This is a genomic window from Kitasatospora sp. McL0602 (assembly GCF_052076145.1).
Taxonomy (GTDB): Bacteria; Actinomycetota; Actinomycetes; order Streptomycetales; family Streptomycetaceae; genus Kitasatospora.
This window is the reverse complement of record NZ_CP197246.1, coordinates 4,111,049-4,128,142: the sequence shown is the minus strand read 5'-3', so window position 1 is coordinate 4,128,142 and position 17,094 is coordinate 4,111,049. Positions and strand designations below refer to the sequence as shown.

The 17,094-nt window shown below is 71.7% G+C and carries 27 protein-coding genes; 17 read left to right on the top strand and 10 right to left on the bottom strand.

What is annotated here, in order from left to right:
* Position 1 precedes the first annotated feature (1 nt).
* From ACR68M_RS18870 to ACR68M_RS18855, 4 genes are read left to right on the top strand one after another with little or no spacing between them, the layout of a single operon-like run.
* A complete protein-coding gene (locus tag ACR68M_RS18870; RefSeq protein WP_441245271.1) occupies positions 2 to 850 on the top strand; it encodes a DUF317 domain-containing protein in 849 nt (282 codons plus the stop codon).
* Between the two features lie 19 nt (positions 851 to 869).
* Complete coding sequence (locus tag ACR68M_RS18865) at positions 870 to 1,718, top strand: DUF317 domain-containing protein (protein WP_441245270.1); 849 nt, start codon at positions 870 to 872, stop codon at positions 1,716 to 1,718.
* Entirely contained in the window at positions 1,715 to 1,942 is a 228-nt protein-coding gene (locus ACR68M_RS18860; RefSeq protein ID WP_441245269.1) for a LuxR C-terminal-related transcriptional regulator, read from the top strand. Before ACR68M_RS18865 ends, ACR68M_RS18860 begins: the two co-directional genes overlap by 4 nt.
* Positions 1,943 to 1,965: 23 nt before the next feature.
* A complete protein-coding gene (locus ACR68M_RS18855) occupies positions 1,966 to 2,448 on the top strand; it encodes a hypothetical protein (protein WP_441245268.1) in 483 nt (160 codons plus the stop codon).
* A gap of 9 nt (positions 2,449 to 2,457) precedes the next feature.
* On the opposite strand, the gene ACR68M_RS18850 is transcribed toward ACR68M_RS18855, so the two are convergent.
* Positions 2,458 to 2,721, bottom strand: a complete 264-nt coding sequence (locus tag ACR68M_RS18850; protein ID WP_441245267.1) for a hypothetical protein — start codon at positions 2,719 to 2,721, stop codon at positions 2,458 to 2,460.
* A 195-nt stretch (positions 2,722 to 2,916) separates the two neighbouring features.
* On the opposite strand from ACR68M_RS18850, the gene ACR68M_RS18845 reads away from it, so the two are divergent.
* The 12 genes from ACR68M_RS18845 to ACR68M_RS18790 all read left to right on the top strand — a co-directional run bounded on the left by ACR68M_RS18845 (position 2,917) and on the right by ACR68M_RS18790 (position 8,383).
* Positions 2,917 to 3,264 carry a DUF317 domain-containing protein gene (locus ACR68M_RS18845; protein ID WP_441245266.1) on the top strand — a complete coding sequence of 116 codons (348 nt, stop codon included), beginning with the start codon at positions 2,917 to 2,919 and terminating at the stop codon, positions 3,262 to 3,264.
* A 47-nt stretch (positions 3,265 to 3,311) separates the two neighbouring features.
* Positions 3,312 to 3,776 carry a hypothetical protein gene (locus ACR68M_RS18840; protein ID WP_441245265.1) on the top strand — a complete coding sequence of 155 codons (465 nt, stop codon included), beginning with the start codon at positions 3,312 to 3,314 and terminating at the stop codon, positions 3,774 to 3,776.
* 137 nt (positions 3,777 to 3,913) lie between these two features.
* A complete protein-coding gene (locus ACR68M_RS18835; RefSeq protein ID WP_441245264.1) occupies positions 3,914 to 4,276 on the top strand; it encodes a helix-turn-helix transcriptional regulator in 363 nt (120 codons plus the stop codon).
* 92 nt (positions 4,277 to 4,368) lie between these two features.
* Entirely contained in the window at positions 4,369 to 4,734 is a 366-nt protein-coding gene (locus ACR68M_RS18830; protein ID WP_441245263.1) for a hypothetical protein, read from the top strand.
* Positions 4,734 to 5,009 carry a hypothetical protein gene (locus ACR68M_RS18825; RefSeq protein WP_441245262.1) on the top strand — a complete coding sequence of 92 codons (276 nt, stop codon included), beginning with the start codon at positions 4,734 to 4,736 and terminating at the stop codon, positions 5,007 to 5,009. The genes ACR68M_RS18830 and ACR68M_RS18825 overlap by 1 nt, the downstream gene beginning before the upstream one ends.
* Before the next feature lie 50 nt (positions 5,010 to 5,059).
* Positions 5,060 to 5,272, top strand: coding sequence for a hypothetical protein (locus ACR68M_RS18820; RefSeq protein ID WP_441245261.1), 213 nt, complete (start codon positions 5,060 to 5,062; stop codon positions 5,270 to 5,272).
* Positions 5,273 to 5,365: 93 nt separating this feature from the next.
* Positions 5,366 to 5,695 (top strand): esterase, encoded by a 330-nt coding sequence (locus tag ACR68M_RS18815; protein WP_441245260.1) that lies wholly within the window; start codon positions 5,366 to 5,368, stop codon positions 5,693 to 5,695.
* Between the two features lie 19 nt (positions 5,696 to 5,714).
* Complete coding sequence (locus tag ACR68M_RS18810; RefSeq protein WP_441245259.1) at positions 5,715 to 5,954, top strand: hypothetical protein; 240 nt, start codon at positions 5,715 to 5,717, stop codon at positions 5,952 to 5,954.
* Between the two features lie 136 nt (positions 5,955 to 6,090).
* The gene (locus ACR68M_RS18805) at positions 6,091 to 6,324 is read left to right on the top strand and encodes a MarR family transcriptional regulator (protein ID WP_441245258.1); all 234 of its coding nucleotides are present in this window, start codon (positions 6,091 to 6,093) and stop codon (positions 6,322 to 6,324) included.
* A gap of 26 nt (positions 6,325 to 6,350) precedes the next feature.
* Positions 6,351 to 6,581 (top strand): hypothetical protein, encoded by a 231-nt coding sequence (locus ACR68M_RS18800; RefSeq protein ID WP_441245257.1) that lies wholly within the window; start codon positions 6,351 to 6,353, stop codon positions 6,579 to 6,581.
* Between the two features lie 40 nt (positions 6,582 to 6,621).
* Positions 6,622 to 6,978: a hypothetical protein gene (locus ACR68M_RS18795; RefSeq protein ID WP_441245256.1), complete on the top strand. Its 357-nt coding sequence runs from the start codon at positions 6,622 to 6,624 to the stop codon at positions 6,976 to 6,978.
* Positions 6,979 to 7,156: 178 nt separating this feature from the next.
* Positions 7,157 to 8,383, top strand: a complete 1,227-nt coding sequence (locus tag ACR68M_RS18790) for an MFS transporter (protein WP_441245255.1) — start codon at positions 7,157 to 7,159, stop codon at positions 8,381 to 8,383.
* Positions 8,384 to 8,558: 175 nt separating this feature from the next.
* On the opposite strand, the gene ACR68M_RS18785 is transcribed toward ACR68M_RS18790, so the two are convergent.
* The 9 genes from ACR68M_RS18785 to ACR68M_RS18745 all read right to left on the bottom strand — a co-directional run bounded on the left by ACR68M_RS18785 (position 8,559) and on the right by ACR68M_RS18745 (position 15,631).
* On the bottom strand, positions 8,559 to 8,954 hold the full coding sequence (locus ACR68M_RS18785; RefSeq protein ID WP_441245254.1) for a hypothetical protein: 396 nt from the start codon (positions 8,952 to 8,954) through the stop codon (positions 8,559 to 8,561).
* A gap of 81 nt (positions 8,955 to 9,035) precedes the next feature.
* The gene (locus tag ACR68M_RS18780; RefSeq protein WP_441245253.1) at positions 9,036 to 10,772 is read right to left on the bottom strand and encodes a relaxase/mobilization nuclease domain-containing protein; all 1,737 of its coding nucleotides are present in this window, start codon (positions 10,770 to 10,772) and stop codon (positions 9,036 to 9,038) included.
* Entirely contained in the window at positions 10,769 to 11,203 is a 435-nt protein-coding gene (locus tag ACR68M_RS18775; RefSeq protein WP_441245252.1) for a MobC family plasmid mobilization relaxosome protein, read from the bottom strand. The genes ACR68M_RS18780 and ACR68M_RS18775 overlap by 4 nt, the downstream gene beginning before the upstream one ends.
* A gap of 179 nt (positions 11,204 to 11,382) precedes the next feature.
* A complete protein-coding gene (locus ACR68M_RS18770; RefSeq protein ID WP_441245251.1) occupies positions 11,383 to 11,607 on the bottom strand; it encodes a hypothetical protein in 225 nt (74 codons plus the stop codon).
* A 95-nt stretch (positions 11,608 to 11,702) separates the two neighbouring features.
* A complete protein-coding gene (locus ACR68M_RS18765) occupies positions 11,703 to 12,887 on the bottom strand; it encodes a DUF2637 domain-containing protein (RefSeq protein WP_441245250.1) in 1,185 nt (394 codons plus the stop codon).
* Complete coding sequence (locus ACR68M_RS18760) at positions 12,884 to 13,444, bottom strand: WhiB family transcriptional regulator (RefSeq protein WP_441245249.1); 561 nt, start codon at positions 13,442 to 13,444, stop codon at positions 12,884 to 12,886. Before ACR68M_RS18760 ends, ACR68M_RS18765 begins: the two co-directional genes overlap by 4 nt.
* A gap of 108 nt (positions 13,445 to 13,552) precedes the next feature.
* Positions 13,553 to 14,260 carry an ATP-binding protein gene (locus ACR68M_RS18755; RefSeq protein ID WP_441245248.1) on the bottom strand — a complete coding sequence of 236 codons (708 nt, stop codon included), beginning with the start codon at positions 14,258 to 14,260 and terminating at the stop codon, positions 13,553 to 13,555.
* Positions 14,260 to 15,309 (bottom strand): hypothetical protein, encoded by a 1,050-nt coding sequence (locus ACR68M_RS18750; RefSeq protein WP_441245247.1) that lies wholly within the window; start codon positions 15,307 to 15,309, stop codon positions 14,260 to 14,262. Before ACR68M_RS18750 ends, ACR68M_RS18755 begins: the two co-directional genes overlap by 1 nt.
* A 1-nt stretch (position 15,310) precedes the next feature.
* Entirely contained in the window at positions 15,311 to 15,631 is a 321-nt protein-coding gene (locus ACR68M_RS18745) for a transcriptional regulator (RefSeq protein ID WP_441245246.1), read from the bottom strand.
* Between the two features lie 605 nt (positions 15,632 to 16,236).
* Between ACR68M_RS18745 and ACR68M_RS18740 the strand changes: the two genes are divergently transcribed.
* Positions 16,237 to 17,055: a helix-turn-helix domain-containing protein gene (locus tag ACR68M_RS18740; protein ID WP_441245245.1), complete on the top strand. Its 819-nt coding sequence runs from the start codon at positions 16,237 to 16,239 to the stop codon at positions 17,053 to 17,055.
* The last annotated feature ends 39 nt before the right edge of the window (positions 17,056 to 17,094 follow it).

The window sequence follows — 17,094 nt, the reverse complement described above, 5'->3', positions numbered from 1 at the left end:
CATGCCGAACTTCACCGCCCCGGCGCGCGAGTACCAGGTCGCGCCGCGCTTCCTCGCCGGCTCCACCCACACCGGCGACCCCGGTCTGATCCCTCTGCTCGACGCGGGCTGGGCCCTGAGCCGCGACGACCTGGGCAACGTCCTCGTCACCGCACCCGACCACACCGTCCGCACCGGATTCCTCCCCGAAGGCGAGCGCGGCGACCTGTGGATGATCAACGCCCACTCCGACGCCTTCGCGCCGCCCGCCTGGCAGGTCACCGTCGACCTGTCCGCCCCTCCCGAGATCGTCGGCGACTTCACCGCCGCCCTCGCAGCCGCCCACTCCGCCGCACCCAGCTCGGTGCTGCACGGTGACACCGGCGGCTACGACGTGACGGACCGCCTCCTCGACGAGCACGGCTGGCGCCTGGAGACCGAGCGGGCGACCGCCGTCTTCCGCTCGTCCGACGGTCTCGTGTCACTGCACCGAAGGGTCGGCTACCTGCGCCCCGAGGCCGAGATGGCCGGCGACGTCGAACGCTGGCTGTTCGAAGTCGGTCCGCCCAGCCACCGCTGGTACGCCACCGCCACCACGAACCTCCCCGACCACCTCCTGGACACGCTCACCACCGCCGTCACCGCCACGGCCCCGGTCCAGCGGTACCTGCGGAACCACGAGCTGGGGCACCTCCCCTCGCAGGCGACCGCTACGCCGACCGCGCCGAGCCCGCTGGAGGTCGCGCGCATCCGAGCGGCCACCGCCCGCTCCGCCCCCGCACCGAGCGCGAACCCTTCGGTGCTCGCCTACACCACCACGACCCGGCCCGCGGCACTCCCGGTGCCCGCGCTCGCCGGCCGTACCCTCTGACCCGGCGCGAGGACCCGACATGCCCAACACGCCCGAGCAGCCCCGCCACTACCGGATTGCCCCGCGCTACCTCGCGAACTCAGACTCCGACGGCTCCGAAGCCGTCCAGTCGCTGCTCGATGCCGGGTGGGCTCAGAGCCGGGACAAGGCGGGGAACACCTTCGTCGCCTCACCGGACCTACGCGCCCGCCTGGCGCACCTTCCCGAGGCCGACGGCCCCATGTTGTGGAAGATCAGCGCGGGACCGGACGCCTTCGCGCCGCCGACGTGGCTGGTCACCTTCGACTACCAGACCCCGCCCGAGGTCGTCGCGGACTTCACCACCGCCTTCGCCGACGCCTACACCCACGGCCCCAGCGCCTACCTCGACCACGGCGGGCGGACCGTCGGCGTCGAGACGTGCCTGGGGCTCCTCGCCGACGAGTGGAGCCTCGACCCGACCACCCCGTTCCTCACCTACCAGTCGCCGGACCGCTTCGTCCGGCTCCATGTCCGGGACAAGCCCCTGCGGCACGACGCCGAGATGACCGGCGGCACCGAACGGTGGCTGTTCGAGGCCGGGGCGCCCGGCCACGTCTGGTACGCCACCGCCTCCTCCCGCCTGCCCGAACACCTCCTCCAAGCGCTGACCACCGCCGTCAGCAACCCAACGCCGGTCCACCGGTCCATGCGGCGCATCGACCTCGAGCACCTCGCCGCCGAGGCCACCGCGACGCCGACCACACCAACCCCGCTGGAGTTCGCGCGAATCAGCGCCGCCACCTCCCGCTCGACCTCCACCCCTTCCTCCAGCCGGACCCCACCGACCCCGGCGCCCGCTCCCGTCGGTGCAGGCAGCGCCGCAACTCCCCGAAGGAGCCGACCTTGAGCAAGCCCTTGCACGGCCAACCCCTCAGCCCCGCCGAGACCACCCTCCTGCGCTACCTCACGGAGGGCTACACCGTCGCCGAGATCGCCCACCGGCAGAGCGCCAGCGCCGCCACCGTCCACTCCCGCGCCGCCCGAGCCCGCCGCAAACTCGGCGCCACCAGCAACGACCACGCCGTCCAGCTCCACGCCGAGCAGCAGACCGCCACCGCCCGCACCCGCTGACCAAGCCCCCCTTGGAGAACACCGTGTCAGACCCGACCGCCCTCGACCATGCCGATTCCCTGATCGAGAAAGCCTGGGCCCGGCCCATCGCCGAACTGGAGAAGGCGTCGGTCCGCCAGCCCGTCGAGGACCCCCTGCTCCGAGCCGCCATGCACACCAGGAGCTACCTCGCCGTGGTCTCCAACTCCGCTGTCGTGCACCAGGACCGCCTCCACGCGCTGACGCGGCCCGGCCACGTGCCCGCCTTCTACGACCTCGACCGGATCACCGCTACGGCGAGTTCGCTGCGGACCGCGTACGCCGAGAGCAACACCGCCCTGAGCGCGATCATCAACCTCGTCGAAGCCCGCAAGTACGAGCTCAAGACCGACGGCGGCCCGGACGCCGAGCGCGTCCGGGCTGCCACCGCCCGCACCGCGCCCTCCCGGCCGCTGGGCCTGCCCACCGACCGGCCCGCCCAGCAGGCCCCGGCCGCTCGTGCGCCGGCTCCCGTGGCCCACCGGTAGGACCCGAGGTCAGTCCTCGGCCCAGTCGCGGTGGGTGCCAGGGTCGGCGGCACCCACTGCGCGAGCCAGCTCCTCCACGGTCAGCTCGACCCGCTGGCCGTCCCGCAGCTGGGCCCGGACCGCCTGGTCCTTCGACCGCCCAGCCCGGTCCGCCGTGGGAACGGCCCACTGGCCGTCAGCGATCATCACGAGGTCGCCCATCGTCCACGGCCGTCCCGTGCTGCGGATCTTGGTCTCCAGTGCCGCCATGTCGCGGCCTCTGCTTGGCTCCACTGCCGTTCTCCCCCTCCGGTCCCGTGTACGGCCGCGCGCCGTAACTCCGCTTCAGCACCCGGCACCTGCGATCCATTCCCGCCAGTTCGCCCACGGCAGACCGAACTGGTCCCGGAAATGACTACGAACTTCGGCATGCTGCATGTCAAAGTTCTCATGTCGCCGAAACCGCAGGTCAACGAAGGGACCGTCCCCGTGAGCACGTCCAGCAGCCTTCTCCCCGCCCCCGTCCGCCACCCTGTCGAAGAGCGTTCCTGGCTCGCCTCCGACCACTGCGCGGAACCCGTGCTAGCCCTCCTCGTCGGGCTCGGCTGGCCGATCGTCGACACCCCCGAGGCGAACGTCCACTGCACCAGCCCGGACGGCCGGGTGTACGTCGGCTGGCTGCCGGAGGACCCGGGGGCCTGGCAGCGCGGCATCGTCTGGCGCGTCCAGGTCCGCCCGGCCGACGCCGAACCGTGGACCCAGGATTTCGGCATCGACACCCCGTCCGAGGCGGTCGCCGGGTTCCTCTCCGCGCTTGTCGCCGTCCCCGCCCGCTGACCACCCATCCGCAGCAGCACCGTCCAACCGACCCAGGAGAAGCCGCGTTGCCCTTCGTTCGAACCATCGAGTCCGCCCTCACCGACGAACTGCCCGACAGCGAGAGCCCCGTCGCTGGACGCGCGATCTACCAGACCCTGCGGCAGCGCGGCCTCGCCTTCGAACCCGTCCACACCGGCGGCGGCTACTTCGCCCTGTCCCTACTGGTCCCCGGCGGGGAAATCCTGGTCACGGACGACGACGGACAGATCGCACGCCCCGCCGAGGGCCACCACGCCTGGCTCGCCTGCTTCTACCCGTCGCCGACGTCGCCGTTCGATCCCGACGACGACGTCGTGGACGTCTACGTCGGCGACGGAAGCCTCTCCTTCGCGGACGACTGCGCCGCCTGCACCGACTCGGTGGCCCGCTGGCTCGCCACCCACCAGGCCAGCGCCGCGCCCGCGCCGCTCACGGTCAGCTCCGGAACCGAGGCCGACACCTCCCGGTCCTCCCTCGCCCTGGCCACCTGACGCCGTCAGCAGGCCACCGCCACCGCCCGGGTGCCCGGCCAACGCCGGGCACCCGCCACGGCCTCGCGTACTCCTCCCCTCACACCAGGAAAGCGCCCGTTAACGGGCCGACCCAGCACCACCGAAAGGGCCTCCCCATGAAGCTCACCGTCGATTTCACCCGCATCCCGGGTCCTGCCATCGCCGCGCTCGGCGCGCTCAGTGCCTTCTCTGTCCAGCCGAACACCACCGACTTCGCCGCTGCCCTCTGCATAACCGCCAGTGGTCTGCTGCTCGCCTTCGACGATGTCCACGAGCTGGGCCTGCGGCGCGACCGGAGGGTCGTCGCCCACCTCGCCAAGACCTCCGACGGCGCGCGCGTGCGCCAGATCGGCAACGCGCTGAGCCTGCCCGACCGCACCGTCGCCAGATCGCTCGACCGACTGGCCGCCGACGGCCTCGTAGTCCGCGAAGCCGAGGGCGAGTCCCTGCCGATGCGCTCCTACCGGCTGGCCGACTGAACCCCCACACGCCCCGGTCTGCGCTACCCGGGGAAGGAACCCCAACCAACAAGGAGAGACCCACGAGCACCCACCGCGCCGACTTCCACCAGGTGGTGGTCACCACCACCACCGAGCACCGCGCGAGCCACCGCATCCTCGCCAGTGCCAGCCTGCAGATCGTCCGCGCCGACCAGGTCCGCGCAGGCGACCTGATCGTCTCCGGCTTCGACCCGGCGCGCCCCGGACGGTTCCCCCGCAGCGGCTACTTCGCCTCGGGCCCCTACCGAGCCCGTCCCATCCCGTACGACCCGACCTGCGGCTGCGGCGTCTGCGGCCTCCCCGAGGTCCACGGCCCCGACGGCACCGTCGTCCTCACCACCGGCCACCCATGGGACACCTGCGACCCGTGGCCCGCCGACGACCTCGTGCTCATCCAGCCACGCCGTCGCCTGCCCACCCCGAGCGAGAGAACCTGATGGCCACCCACCGCGCCCCGCTGACCAACCACCACGCCGACCACAGCCTGTGCCCGCCGGACCACAAGCACACCAGTTCCGGCAAGCCCCTCCACCCCGACTGCCCCGGCCGCACCTACTCCCGGGCCGTCTGCACCTGCGGCACCTGGCAGTTCAAGGGCCCCGGCAAGGGCTACGTCAACGAGTCCCGCAGGCGACACCTCACCAGCCACGCCCCGCTCACTCCGGGCGGCCCGGCCGTCCTGCGCGCCCTGCTCCGCCTCGACCTCCCGTGACCGCCCTCGGGACAACAGCCCACCTCTCCCTCCCTGCCTGGAGAACCGCCATGCCCCAGTACCTCACCGTCCATGACCTGCTCGCCCAGCTCCAGAACCTCGACCCGAACCTGCGGGTCCGCCTCGCCGTCAACCCGGACTGGCCGTTCGCCCACTACGTCGGCACCGAGGTCGTCGTCCACGACGGCATCGCCTACATCGGCGAGGACGGCCAGGACGGCTACCTCCCGCCCACCGTCCGCGACCACCTCGCCTGGGCCTGACCACCGATCCGACCCGACCCGCCCAAGGAGCACAGCATCACCTCTTCTCACCCCAGAACCGCCCTCGCGCTCGACGGCCTCGCCCTGCGGCCGATGCCGGCCGGAGTCCGCGGTGCCCTCGTCCACCGCGCTCCCGCCGATCCCGCCCATCCCGTCGGCGTCCTCTGGCTGCCCGACGACGCCCCCCGTCTTCCCCTCGGTCGCATCAGCCTGCGGTGGGAGGCTGCCAGCTGCTCCGGCTGGGACGTCACTGCCCGCCTCGGCCTGGCCACCACCGAGGTCCACCTCGCCTCCTGGCACGCCGCCCCCGACGACTGGCCGCACCTCGTCCGCCCCACCGTCCGCGAGGTCACCGGCCTGTGCTCCGCCCTCGCCGTGGCCACTGCCGCCCTCAACCTCTCCAACCGCCTCGCCGAACTCTGAGCACCGTCGAAAGGAAGCCATGTACGCGCAGACCGACCTGGACGAGATGGGCACCGACCGAACGCACACCGCGCTGACCGAGGCCATCCAGCAACTTTCTCCGACCCACCCGGTCCGCCAGCTCTGGGAACACCTGGACGCGACCTTGACGGCCGGTGGCGTCGAGTGTCTGCCGAGCCCGTGGGACGACCTCCCGCAGTGCCGTGGCCACCAGTCCCGCGAGGAGGCGCTCCGGTGCAGCTGCCTTGAAACGAAGTAGACGACCGCTGCTCCACGAGCTTCATCGCGACCCGACGAGGCCGCCCCTCGCCCACCGGCAGGGGCGGCCTCGCCGTACGTCCAGCCCCCTGCCGGGCAGCGCGTACGCTCGTCACCGAACATCCAAGGAGGACACGATGGCCGACGACCCGCAGCTCTGGGGCTATACCGAGGTCGCCGCGCACCTCGGCATCAGCGTCGGCGCCGCCCGCAGCCGCAAGAGCAGGGGCGCACTGCCCGCACCCGACGACGACAGCGTCCCGGACCGGCCTCGCTGGAAGCCCTCGACGTTCGCCCACTGGAAGCCGCGCGGCCAGGGCTACCGCAGCGACCTCTCCACCGAGTCCCCCGACGAACCGGCCACCGACTGACCAGGCTGGCCCTACGCTCTCTACCCATGAGTGCCTCTCCGATGCCCTCCCCGCCGTTCCCGCCGCCCGACTCCGCCGTGCTCCGCTTGGTCGTCGCCAACGCCGTTAACTCCGTGCGCACCGGCGAGGCCACCGTCGAGCAGGCGATCCTGCACGCCGCCGTGCACGGCTGGTACGAGGGCCACATCCAGGGCGAGGACGAGTGCCCCGGCTGCGACTTCCGGGGAGGACTGCCCAAGTCGACCACCCGTAGCTGACAGCGGCTGCGGCACGGTCAGGAAGGAACACTTCACTCCCATGACCGACCGTCCCTCCCGCCCCCGGCCCTTCGCGCTGGTCACATGCGGTCTTCTCGCCGCTCTCGGAGCCGCCACCGCGATCGTCGCGGCGATCTCCGACGCCTACCCGGTGTGCGCCGCCGGCCTACTCGTCCTCGGCGGATCGGCCCTTGGCGCCTACCGCGCCGCACGAGCCGCCGACACCCGGACCGACCAGCTCGTCCTTCAACGGCTTCGGCAGGACCCCGCCCTCGACGGCGACACTCTGGCCGCCGATCTCGCCCTGCGCCCCGCCGCAGTCCGACTCAGCCTCCACCGGATCTCCCAGAACGGCAGCCTTCCCGCCCCGGGCGGACCGCCGGACGCCGGGCACTGACCAGCATGACGACAGCGAAGGGGACCGTCACCGAACCGGTGGCGGTCCCCTTCGCGGTTCCGTCCTCGTTAGGTTGGTGAAGAGTCGTTATTCCGGACGTGCTGTATTCCTCGACCCGCGAGCGGCTTGGAGCAAACACCAGTACAGGCCGTGGCAACAGTGCGCGAGACTGCCCGCCATGACGGACGCCACCACTCCCGCCCAGCCACCCATCACCGACGAGCGCTGGTTGACACCTGGCGTACGGGGCATCGGCGTAGCCAGTTTCCTCGCCGATGTCGGGCATGAGATCCCGACCGCGCTGCTGCCCAGTCTGTTGACCTCCACGCTCGGCGCTCCGGCTGCCGCGCTCGGCGCGATCGAGGGTGTCTCCGACGCGCTCGCCGGGGCTGCCCGCTTCGGCGGCGGCGTGCTGGCGGACGATCCCGCCCGGCGGCGCAAGGTCGCGGTCGGCGGATACGCCACCACCGCGGTGCTCGGCGCGGCGACGGCCGGAGCGAGCACGGTGTGGCAGGTCGGTGTGCTGCGGGCTGCGGCCTGGACCGCGAGGGGCCTGCGGGTGCCGGCCCGCAACGCCCTGCTTGCCGACATCGTGCCGGCCTCGGTCTACGGGCGGGCATACGGCTTCGAGCGAATGATGGACAACCTCGGCGCCATCTTCGGACCCCTGCTCGCGCTCGGCCTGGTCGCCTGGCTCGGCGTGCAGTGGGCGATCGGCCTGTCTGTCATCCCCGGCCTGCTGGCCGCTGCCGCGATCGTCTACGCGATCCGCCGCACCCCGAGGCCGAGCAGCCGCGACAAGGTGCCGCTGAAGATCCGGATCCGCCCGCTGCTGCAGGGCGATCTGGGCAAGCTCCTGGGCGCGGTCGCCGCGTTCGAGGTGGGCAACGTCGCCGCCACCCTGCTGATCCTGCGGGCTTCCGACCTCTTGGCGCCCGAGCACGGCACGAAGAGCGCGACGACGATCGCGCTCGGCCTCTACACCGCCTACAACATCGCGGCGACCCTCGCCTCGGTGCCGGCCGGGCGGCTGGCCGACCGCCTCGGCACTCGTGGGCCTGTCCTGGTGCTGGCCGCAGGTGTGGCCGCGTTCGCCGCCTCCTACGGCCTGTTCGCCGTCGCGGGAGCCGCCCTCGCGGTCCTTGCCGTTCCGTTCGTACTGGCCGGGATCGGCATCGGCGCAGTGGAGACCGCCCAGCACTCCGCCGTCGCCGCCCTCGCGCCCAAGGACCTGCGCGGCTCCGCGTTCGGTCTGCTCGCCACAGTCCAGTCTCTCGGCAACCTCGCCGCCTCCACCATCGCCGGGATCCTGTGGAGCGTGCTCTCTCCGACAACGGCCTTCGCCTACCTCGCGGCCTGGATGCTCGTCGCACTGGTAGGACTGCTGGCCAGCGCCCGACGCTGACGCGGAGCAACCGCCGGTCGTGTTGCATCTGACGCAACATCGTTGCGTCGGCCGCGCCGTGCAGGTCAGTGCCCCCAGCCGGGGCGCGGGCTGAACGCCCGGACCCCGGATGAGCTGCACGTCAGCCGTCTGAGCGGCTCATGTCGAATTGTTGCAACAGATGCAATTCGACCCGTTACGCCAGGTAGAGCCCTGCGAACGTGCCGTCGAACCCCAGAGCGATCTGTCCCTGAGCGAGCGAGGGGTAGTACGTCCAGCTCGGGTCGGTGAGCATCGCGTCGAAGTCGGCGCGGGTGATCTCGGGCTCCAGCCACTGGTGGCCGCAGCGGCAGCGGACCCAGACGTTGCGACGGTGGTTGATCAGCAGCCAGTCGCGACGGGCCCGGCAGCCGGAGCAGGCCACCGGCATGCCGCGCAGGGCCAGCTCGTGCGGGCACTGCGCGCCGCGGACCGCGTCCGGACCGCTCGGCGGAGCCGTCTCGTACTCCAGTTGGAGCAGGGGGTCGCTGGCCGCCGGCTGCAAGGCAGGCGGGGCCGGGGTCGTGGTGGGCTGTTCGGTGGTTCTGAGCACGGGTTCTCCGTTCACGCGGTGCAGGTTCTTGCCTAACACCCGGCGGAACTGGGTGTCGAGGGATTTCGGCGGACCGGTTGGTCAGCGCCGGGGGCCGGGTCGGCGGGTGTCGGCGGTCGGACGGGCTGCGGACGAGGCATCGGCCCGGGTGCCCCGGCGGGCGGGTGCCGCCTTGGCGCGGGTCGTGCTGGCCTTGGGCCTGTCGGTGCCGGTGGGCGAGGAGGGCAGGTTGGCGATGCGGCGGATACGCCAGACCAGCACGTCGTCGGTGTCGCGCGCGGTGTCGAGTTCCCGCCAGGAAGTGGCTTCCTCCATAAGGGCCTTCGGATCGTGGCCGGCCTTCTCGGCCTCGGCGAGGGTCGCCGCCAGTGCGTCGTGCCGACCGGTCGTGCCGGTGCGGTTCTCCGGTTCGCCGAGGGCGGCTCGGATGGTGGCGTCGTGGCGACGGCGCTCGGGCTCTGGCAGGGCCTGGCCCATCTCACGCATCGCCCGGACCGGACTGGCGGCGGTGTGCCGGTAGGCGGCGCGCAGGTGGTCGGCCGCCTGCTGTGAGGCCGCTGCCTGCTGGGCGTGCCCCCGGGCCGAGTGCCAGCGGGCGGCGGCCATCGCGACTAGGACCAGGGTGGAGAGGACCATGGCGGTGGCACCGCCGTCCTCCCCACGTCCCAGCGCCGTGCCGGCGTGGACTATTCCTCGGGCGGCCGAGCGCAAAGCACGGATGTCGGCGTTCTCCGCGCGAACGTGGCTGCGGGTGGCGCGTTCGAAGGCGCGGGCTGCGTCTCGCAGTTCGGTGCGGCTGACCGCCGGGGAGGTCTGGGCGAGCGCGTCGAGGAGTTCACCGGTGCCGACGAGCTGGGCTGCGGCTTCGTCGTCGCCGTCGTTGAGCACGGCGGCGGCGCGCTCGGCGATGCCGGCGGCGTCCCGTCGGTGCCGGGCGGGAGCGGAGCGGCCGGTACTGGTGCTGGGCGTTGCGCTGTCGACGGGCCCGTCGGTCAGGCGGCGGCGGATCCGTGGCAGTGAGAGGTCTGAGGAGAGGGTCGACCCGGCGAACCAGACCGGTTCGCTGTCACGGTTGCGGTCGCCGGGCAGGGCCACGTTGTAGCCGAGCACGTCGCCGCTGGGGGCGTGACGGAGTTTCACCCGCAGGCCCGCCTCGCGCAGGCGGGAGAAGAACTCCTCTTCCGTGGCGGCTCCGGCGACGGCCTGGCGGACGGCCTCGCGCAGCGTCTCGCGCGGGGTTTCGGTGCGGCCGATGCGCTCGGCCTTGAAGCGCTCCTGGCTGGTGGGGGTCTTGGCTGCGGTGCCGTCGCCGGGGGTGAGTTGACGCAGGCCGTAGTCCTTCTCTATACGGCGGGCCTCGGCCTGGGCCTTGCGGCGGTCGAAGGAGAGTCCGGCAAGACGGCCGTCCTGGCGGACCAGAGTGGCGGCGATGTGGATGTGGTCCGGCGCGTGGCGGACGGCGACCCAGCGACAGGCTGCGGTGTCGCCTTCGGGAGCGATGCCGGTGGCGTGGACGATGCGGCGGGCGATGTTCGCCCAGTCGTTGTCGTCGAGGTGGCGGTCGCCGGGGTCGGCGCGTACCGAGCAGTGCCAGATGGTGGTGTCGGGGGCACGGCTGCCGACGGCCTTGACGGGCTGGTCGAGTTGGGCGGCGAGCTGGGCGATGGTGTGGTGAGGGTTGCGTCCGGGGTCGGGGGCGAAGTTGTTCCAACTCGCCACGAGGTGCTGGTCGGTGTGCTCGTCCCGCTTGCCCGGCCCGAAGAGGTAGCGGACCAAGCCGTAGGTGCCGCCGCTGCCGGTGCGGATCTTGGGGATCACCGGCGCACCATCCAGGCGACCGCGCCGTCCACTGCGGCGATGGAGGCTTCGACACGCTGCAGGAGCTGCCTCAGGTCGGCGGCTGGCTGGCCACCCGAATTCAGGTAGAAGGCAACCTGGTTGAGGTTGTTGCCGACGGCGCCGAGCTGTCGGTTGGACTCCATGAGTTCCTGGATACCGCGCCGGTAGTCGGCGACGGCAGCGTTCGGGTCGGCGCTCGCGGCGGCAGCGAGCACCGCGGCTGCGGTGTAGCCGCCGGGGGCGAGGCCGGCCTGATCGGCGGCGCGCTGGAGGAGGGACCACTCGGGGTCGCTGAAGCGGGGGCAGACGCGGTTGGTGCGTGGGACGGGCTGGCGCAGGCGGCGGCGGGTGGCGGCACGGACGGCTTCGGCGTCCGGCAGGTTCTGCTGCTCCTCCCCTTCCGTCGGCACCCCTGGGCCGACTCCCCGGTCGTCGGCAGGCCCCCCTGGGTCTGCCGACGACCGGGGAGCCTCCGCCCCCTTCGGGGCGGGGGCGGGGTAAGGACTCCTTACCCCACAACTTGCTCCGCCAGGAGCCTGATCACGGTCACTGACCGGTGCCGGGGTGATGCCGTCCTGGTCGGTGCCCGTCACCGGCTCGTCTCCGTGTCCCGCTGCTGGACGTCGCGGACGAGGTCCTCGATCCAGTCGATGGCCAGGACGGGGTGGTGGAGGGTCCAGGGGCGGGAGTGCCGGCCTCGTTGGACGGTCCGGGTGCCGTCGGTGCCGGTTTCGACGCGGTGGAGGTGGCCGCGCTGGTGCAGGACGGTCAGCCAGGAGTCCGCCTCGGTCCAGGTGGTGGGGGTGGTGCGCATGGCTGGGGCTCCGGTTCGGTGGACGGGTTCTGTGTCGGGGTGGGTGGGTGACCGGCCGGGGTGATTCGTCGGTCACCCCGGCCGGTCGGTCCCGGTCAGTCCCGGTTGGCGGTGGCGAGCTGGTTCTGGCGCTGCTGTTCGCGGAGTTGGGCCATCAGCTGGGTGAGCGTGTCGCTGGACAGCGTGCGGTTGGAGCCGCGTATCGCCTGGGCGACGATCTGGCGGGTCAGCCGGTTGTTCGCCTCTTGGACTGCCTTGTTGGCGATCTCCAGCAGCTCCTCGGTGTCCCGGTCGTCTGACCGGTCCGCGACTGTCCGGTCGGTGACCGGTGGGGTGTTAACCGAGCTGACCGTCGGGTTGGTGGCGTCGGTCACTGTGACCGGCTCGGCCTCGGTCAGCTCCGGCCGGACCGCCCGGTCAGTGACCGCCGGGCCGGTGACCGCGCTGACCGACCGGGTGTCTTCCGGCTGACCGCCCTGGTCAGCCGCCTCGGTCACTGTGACCGGCTCGGCCTCGGTCAGCTCCGGCCGGACCGCCCGGTCAGTGACCGCCGGGCCGGTGACCGCGCTGACCGACCGGGTGTCTTCCGGCTGACCGCCCTGGTCAGCCGCCTCGGTCACTGTGACCGGCTCGGCCTCGGTCAGCTCCGGCCGGACCGCCCGGTCAGTGACCGCCGGGCCGGTGACCGCGCTGACCGACCGGCCGAGGTGACCGGTGGCCGCCAGGGCGTTGTCCGCGATGTCGGTCAGTTCGGTCACCGGCTCGGTCAGTGCGGCGGCGGCACCGGTCTGACCGAGGTCGCCTTCGGTGTTTCGGTGGGTCCGGCCATGTCGGTCGGCCGGGTTGACCGGTCCGCGGGCGAGGAGGATGTAGAGGTGCACAGCCCCGGCCAGGGCGAGCGGCGCGATGGTGGACAGCACGGCGACCACTGTGTCGCCCAGCCGCAGGCCGGAAGTGGTGCTCTGCTGGTTGAGCCTGACCGCGTGCAGCGCGTTCGCCCACAGGCTCGTCCCGGTGGCTGCTCCGAAGAGCAGCCACACGTAGGCGCGGGCACGCAGCGGGGCGTCGCGCATCACCAGCAGCGCCCGGATGCTGTAGGCGATGAACCCGTCGACGATGATCGGGAAGAGGTAGGTCAGGAAGCCTCGGACGTGGACGGCTGACGCCATCTGCTGCAGCGCGTCGTAGGACAGTGCGCACCCGGCGGCGCCCAGGGCAATGACGACGGTCCGGTCCCAGCCGGTGACGGGCGCGCTGGTGGGGGTGGCGGCGGTGCTCATGCGGCCGTCCCGAAGTCGTCGGCCCGCAGGTCGGTGCCGGCTGCCGCCGCGCTGCCGCCGCGTGCTTCCTGCTGGAGCTCCCGGTTGCGGATCTTGCGGCTGGTCTCGCGGTAGAGCTTCAGGGCGTGGTCCTCGGTGATCTTCAGCAGCCTGGCAAGGCGCTCGACGCTGACGCCCTGCCGGTATCCGGCGAGGACGACTGCTCGGCGCTCGGCCGAGGTGAGGTGAATGTCCCGCCCGGCGATGGTGGCGTTGACCCGGCCGTAGTCCAGGCGCTTGGCGATCTTCTCGTGCAGGGGCTCGCGCTCTTCCTCGGTCAGTCCGCCTCGAATCCCGTGGGTCTCGTTGCCTTCGAGGGCGGCGTCGAGGCAGACGAGGCGGACCGGGCACTGGCCGCACAGCGACAGCGCGGTGGCGATCTTGGCGGTCTCGTCCGGCCCGGGGAAGAACACGTCGGGGTCGACGGGGTTGTACTCGCTCGGGTGGCAGACGGCCTGGTCGTGCCAGGTGTGGTCGCCGAGCGAGCGGTAGCGCTCGGGGGTGGTCGTGGTGGTCATGCGGGGTTGCTCCGATCGCTCTCCGCGCGCAGGTCGGCGTCGGCGGAGAGGTGCGCTGGGTCGGTGAAGGGCGAGGCGGCGCGCTCGGGGCGCGGCCGGTGCGGCGGCTCAGGCGGCGCGCTGGAGGCGTCTGCGGTCGACCGGTTCGAACTCGACCCGGGTGGTCATCTCTGCGAGCCGGGAGGTGACGCGGTCGCCGAGATACGCCTTGAGGTCCCTGATCCGCAGGTTCGTCGTGATCAGGGTCGGGAGCATCGCGTTGTACCGGCGGTTGACCAGCCGGTACGTCTGCTCTTCGACGAACTCGCTCGTCTTGGCTGCCCCGAGGTCGTCGAGGATCAGCAGCGGTACCCGGCTGTAGGCGGCGAGCACCCGCTCGGCGTCGGTGTCGGAGCTGGGCCGCAGTTCGGCGTACAGGTCGGCGGCGGTCGTGGCGCGCCAGCGCACGCCGATGCCGGCTTCCACCAGTACCCGGACCGCGCCGTACGCCTGGTGGGTCTTGCCCGCGCCGGTCACTCCGGCCAGCAGGAGGCTGGGGCCGGTGGTGACCTGGCGGCGTGCTCCGGCGCTGTGCGCGACGGCCTGGGTGGCGACCTGCCGGGTCCAGGCCAGGACGAGCGGGTGGTCGGCCACCGCGTCGCGGTACCGCAGCGGCATCCCGGCGGACAGCGCTTGCTCCGGCGAGAACGGCTCCGGCTCGTCTGGGACGGCGTCGACCGTGGCGTGGTCGATGCCCCGGGAGGCGAGGATCCGGGCTATCCGGTCGAGGGCCGACGGGCCGTCGGCGAGGGTCTGCGGGTCGCGGTAGGTGCGCATCACAGCTCCTCGGCGTAGGCGGCGTGGGCGTCGACCGGGTTGGTCCACCCCTGGTGAGCGGGCAGGTTAGGCCGGAATCCCGGCCGGGCCAAACCGGCGTTTCGTGAGTTCATGGCGTCGTTCACCAGGCTCGGCAGCCGGGACGGGTGGCCCTGGATCTCGGCGAACCGCCGCAGCCCGGCCCGCACGTGCTCGGCGTCGATGCCCTCGTCCAGCAGGCTCTTGACGACCTTGCCGAGATGGCCGAGCACGCTGCCCGGTGGACGTTGGGGGCAGGAGGCGACGTACTCGCCGACGAGTTGGCTGGCCGAGACGGCGTCCGCCTCGGGCGCTGGCCGCCCCGTAGGTGAAGACGATCCAGGATCCAAGATCCTGGATCCAGGCGCCGAGGGCTCCGGGAGGTTTCGGGGAGACTTCCGCGAATTCTTGACCGCAGCGCCCTGACCTGCGGCTTTTCTGGCGGCCTCGGTGGGCTGCGGCTCGATGTCGAGCAGCGTCTCGGGGACGGTGTCAGGGACGGACCGCGCCGCGACAGGAGCCACTGGGAGGTGCTCTGCGGGCTGTGCGAGGGTTCCCCGGGCATTCGCCGAGTCCTCGGCGAGGTATCGGGGAGGGTTCAGCGAGTCCGACGCGAGGCCGAGCTGGTTACCTGTCGAGGAGGTGCGCTGGGTGCAGGGGCCCTTGCACGGGCCGCACCGCTCCGGAGCGCAGTGCGGGCAGGAGGGCAGACGGGACAGGCTCGGCTTGTCGATCTTCTGGTGGCGGTCCCACGTGATGTAGTGGAGGTACCGCTTGCCGTCGCAGCCGGTGTACCGGTGGATCAGCCCCGACCGCTCCATCTGCATGAGGTGGTCCTCGACGTCGACGGGCGTCTGGTCGGCGCGCACCACCCAGAGCTTGCCGTAGATGATCGCGGCGTGGTCCTTGTGGCGGCCACGGTCGTCGCACTCGGTGGACAGGCCGAAGAAGGTGCGCTCGGCGTAGATGGTCAGCTCGGCGAGCGTCTCGCTGGTGTACGCCTCCGGCTTGACCGGTCGGATCCGCGACATGTCAGCGGCTCCGGCGGGTGGCGTCGAGATCGCCGACGACGAGCTGCCCGGTAGCGAGGTCGAGGGTGTGCGGCCGGGTCCAGTCGGCGTTCGGCCAGGTGCGCAGGACCCACCTGGCGGCGACGTTGGCCTTGGTGCGGGTCAACACGATCCGCGTCCCGGCCGAATCTGCGGCCCGAGCGTGGGGGTGCGGCCACTGCTGCTCAGGGTGGGCGAGACTGACCTGCAGGGCGGTCGCCCCGGGTATCAGGTCTGTGAGCTGGACTGCGAGGCGGTGCTGGCGGTCAGCGGCGTCTGGGCAGGCCAGGGTTCCGCTCGGCATGGCAAGCATGCGATACTCCGTTGTTCGTAGGAGCGCGCGGCGGTATCTCGTGCAAAGAAGTCCCGCCGCTGCGTGGTAGTGAATCGGCCCCCTTCGGGGTGCCGGCCCGGCGCTTGGGAGTTGGTAGCTCCCGGGCGCCGGTTCTCGTTGGCGAGACATGTCAGGGCCCGTGTGCTCGCATTGGCCCCACCCCCTCGCTGGTCTGTCTCTTCCCCGGGTCGCTGCCCGGCGGCGGACGACGAACATACGTAGACACCTGTGGCAAGTCCACCCGGTAACCCGCTACGGGTCGCACTGGGTTCGCGACGGCTGGTAGCGGGGAGGGATGCTCCTCCACGACCGGTCGGCAGCGACTGGGCACCTACCCCTGCGGCACGTTGCACAAATGGCCACGACGCCGCACGATAGGGGTCTTCCAGGGACTGGCACCACGGAGAGTCGAGTTTCGACCACCAGGTGCGATACAGGAACGTACGTTACTTGCGCGGATGTATCAAGCCTGGACTACAGTGGTCTCACACACCGCCCCCGGTCGCCGCCCAGCAGGAGTTCATGTGCCCCCACGTCAGGTCGACGGCAGTCGCATCCGCACTGTCCGGCGGGGCATGGAGCTCGGCCAGAAGGAGCTGGGAGACGCGGTGGGCGTCAGCGCCCCCACTGTCGCGCGCTGGGAGAACGGCCAGGACTTCCCCAAGGGAGAGAAGCTCCCCGCGCTTGCGGCGGCGCTAGGTCAGCCGCTGGACGCCCTGTTCCCCTACGAAGGCCCACCAGACCTGCAGCTGCTGAGATGCGACGCCGGCCTCAGCGTGGCTCAGGCCGCCGAAATCATCGGCACGAGCCGGGTGCCCGTGAGCAACGCCGAATCCGGGCGGCGCCGACTTGCCGATGCCTACATTCAGCCGCTCGCAACGGCGTACAGGGTGACCGAGAAGGAGCTGCTGGCCGCCCAGGACTGCTCGTTCGGCGTGCGCCCCAAGATCTCGCCCGACAGCCAGGCATCTGCACCCCGCACAGTCGGGGAAAAGATCAACTACCTTCTGGAGCACGGGTACCCCGGTCAGGAAGCGCCGTCCGACGAGAAAATCGCGCGGGCCGTCAATGACTACGCAGGCACGGCGGTCGTCACGGCGGACGACGTCGTTGCCCTTCGCACGGGTGTCACAACCGAGGCTTCTGACACTGTGCGCGCGGGCCTGGCCTCGGCGCTCCAGGTCGACTCGGCCCTCTTCCAGGATGATGCCGAGGTGAGCCCAGCGGCACGCGAGTTCTTGGAATCGCTCCGCTTCCTCGGCTCGATCCGCGGGGGGCGGATCCTCGGTCTGGCTGCCCGCGGCAACAGCGAGGGCCTGTCAGCCGAGATGATGGCTACCATCAACTCCCTCGTCGGGGAACTGAAACACAAGCTGCCAGAGGACGGGGAGTGATCCTCGCAGGCTTGATCCCTGAGTAGCGTTCGCCCTGCG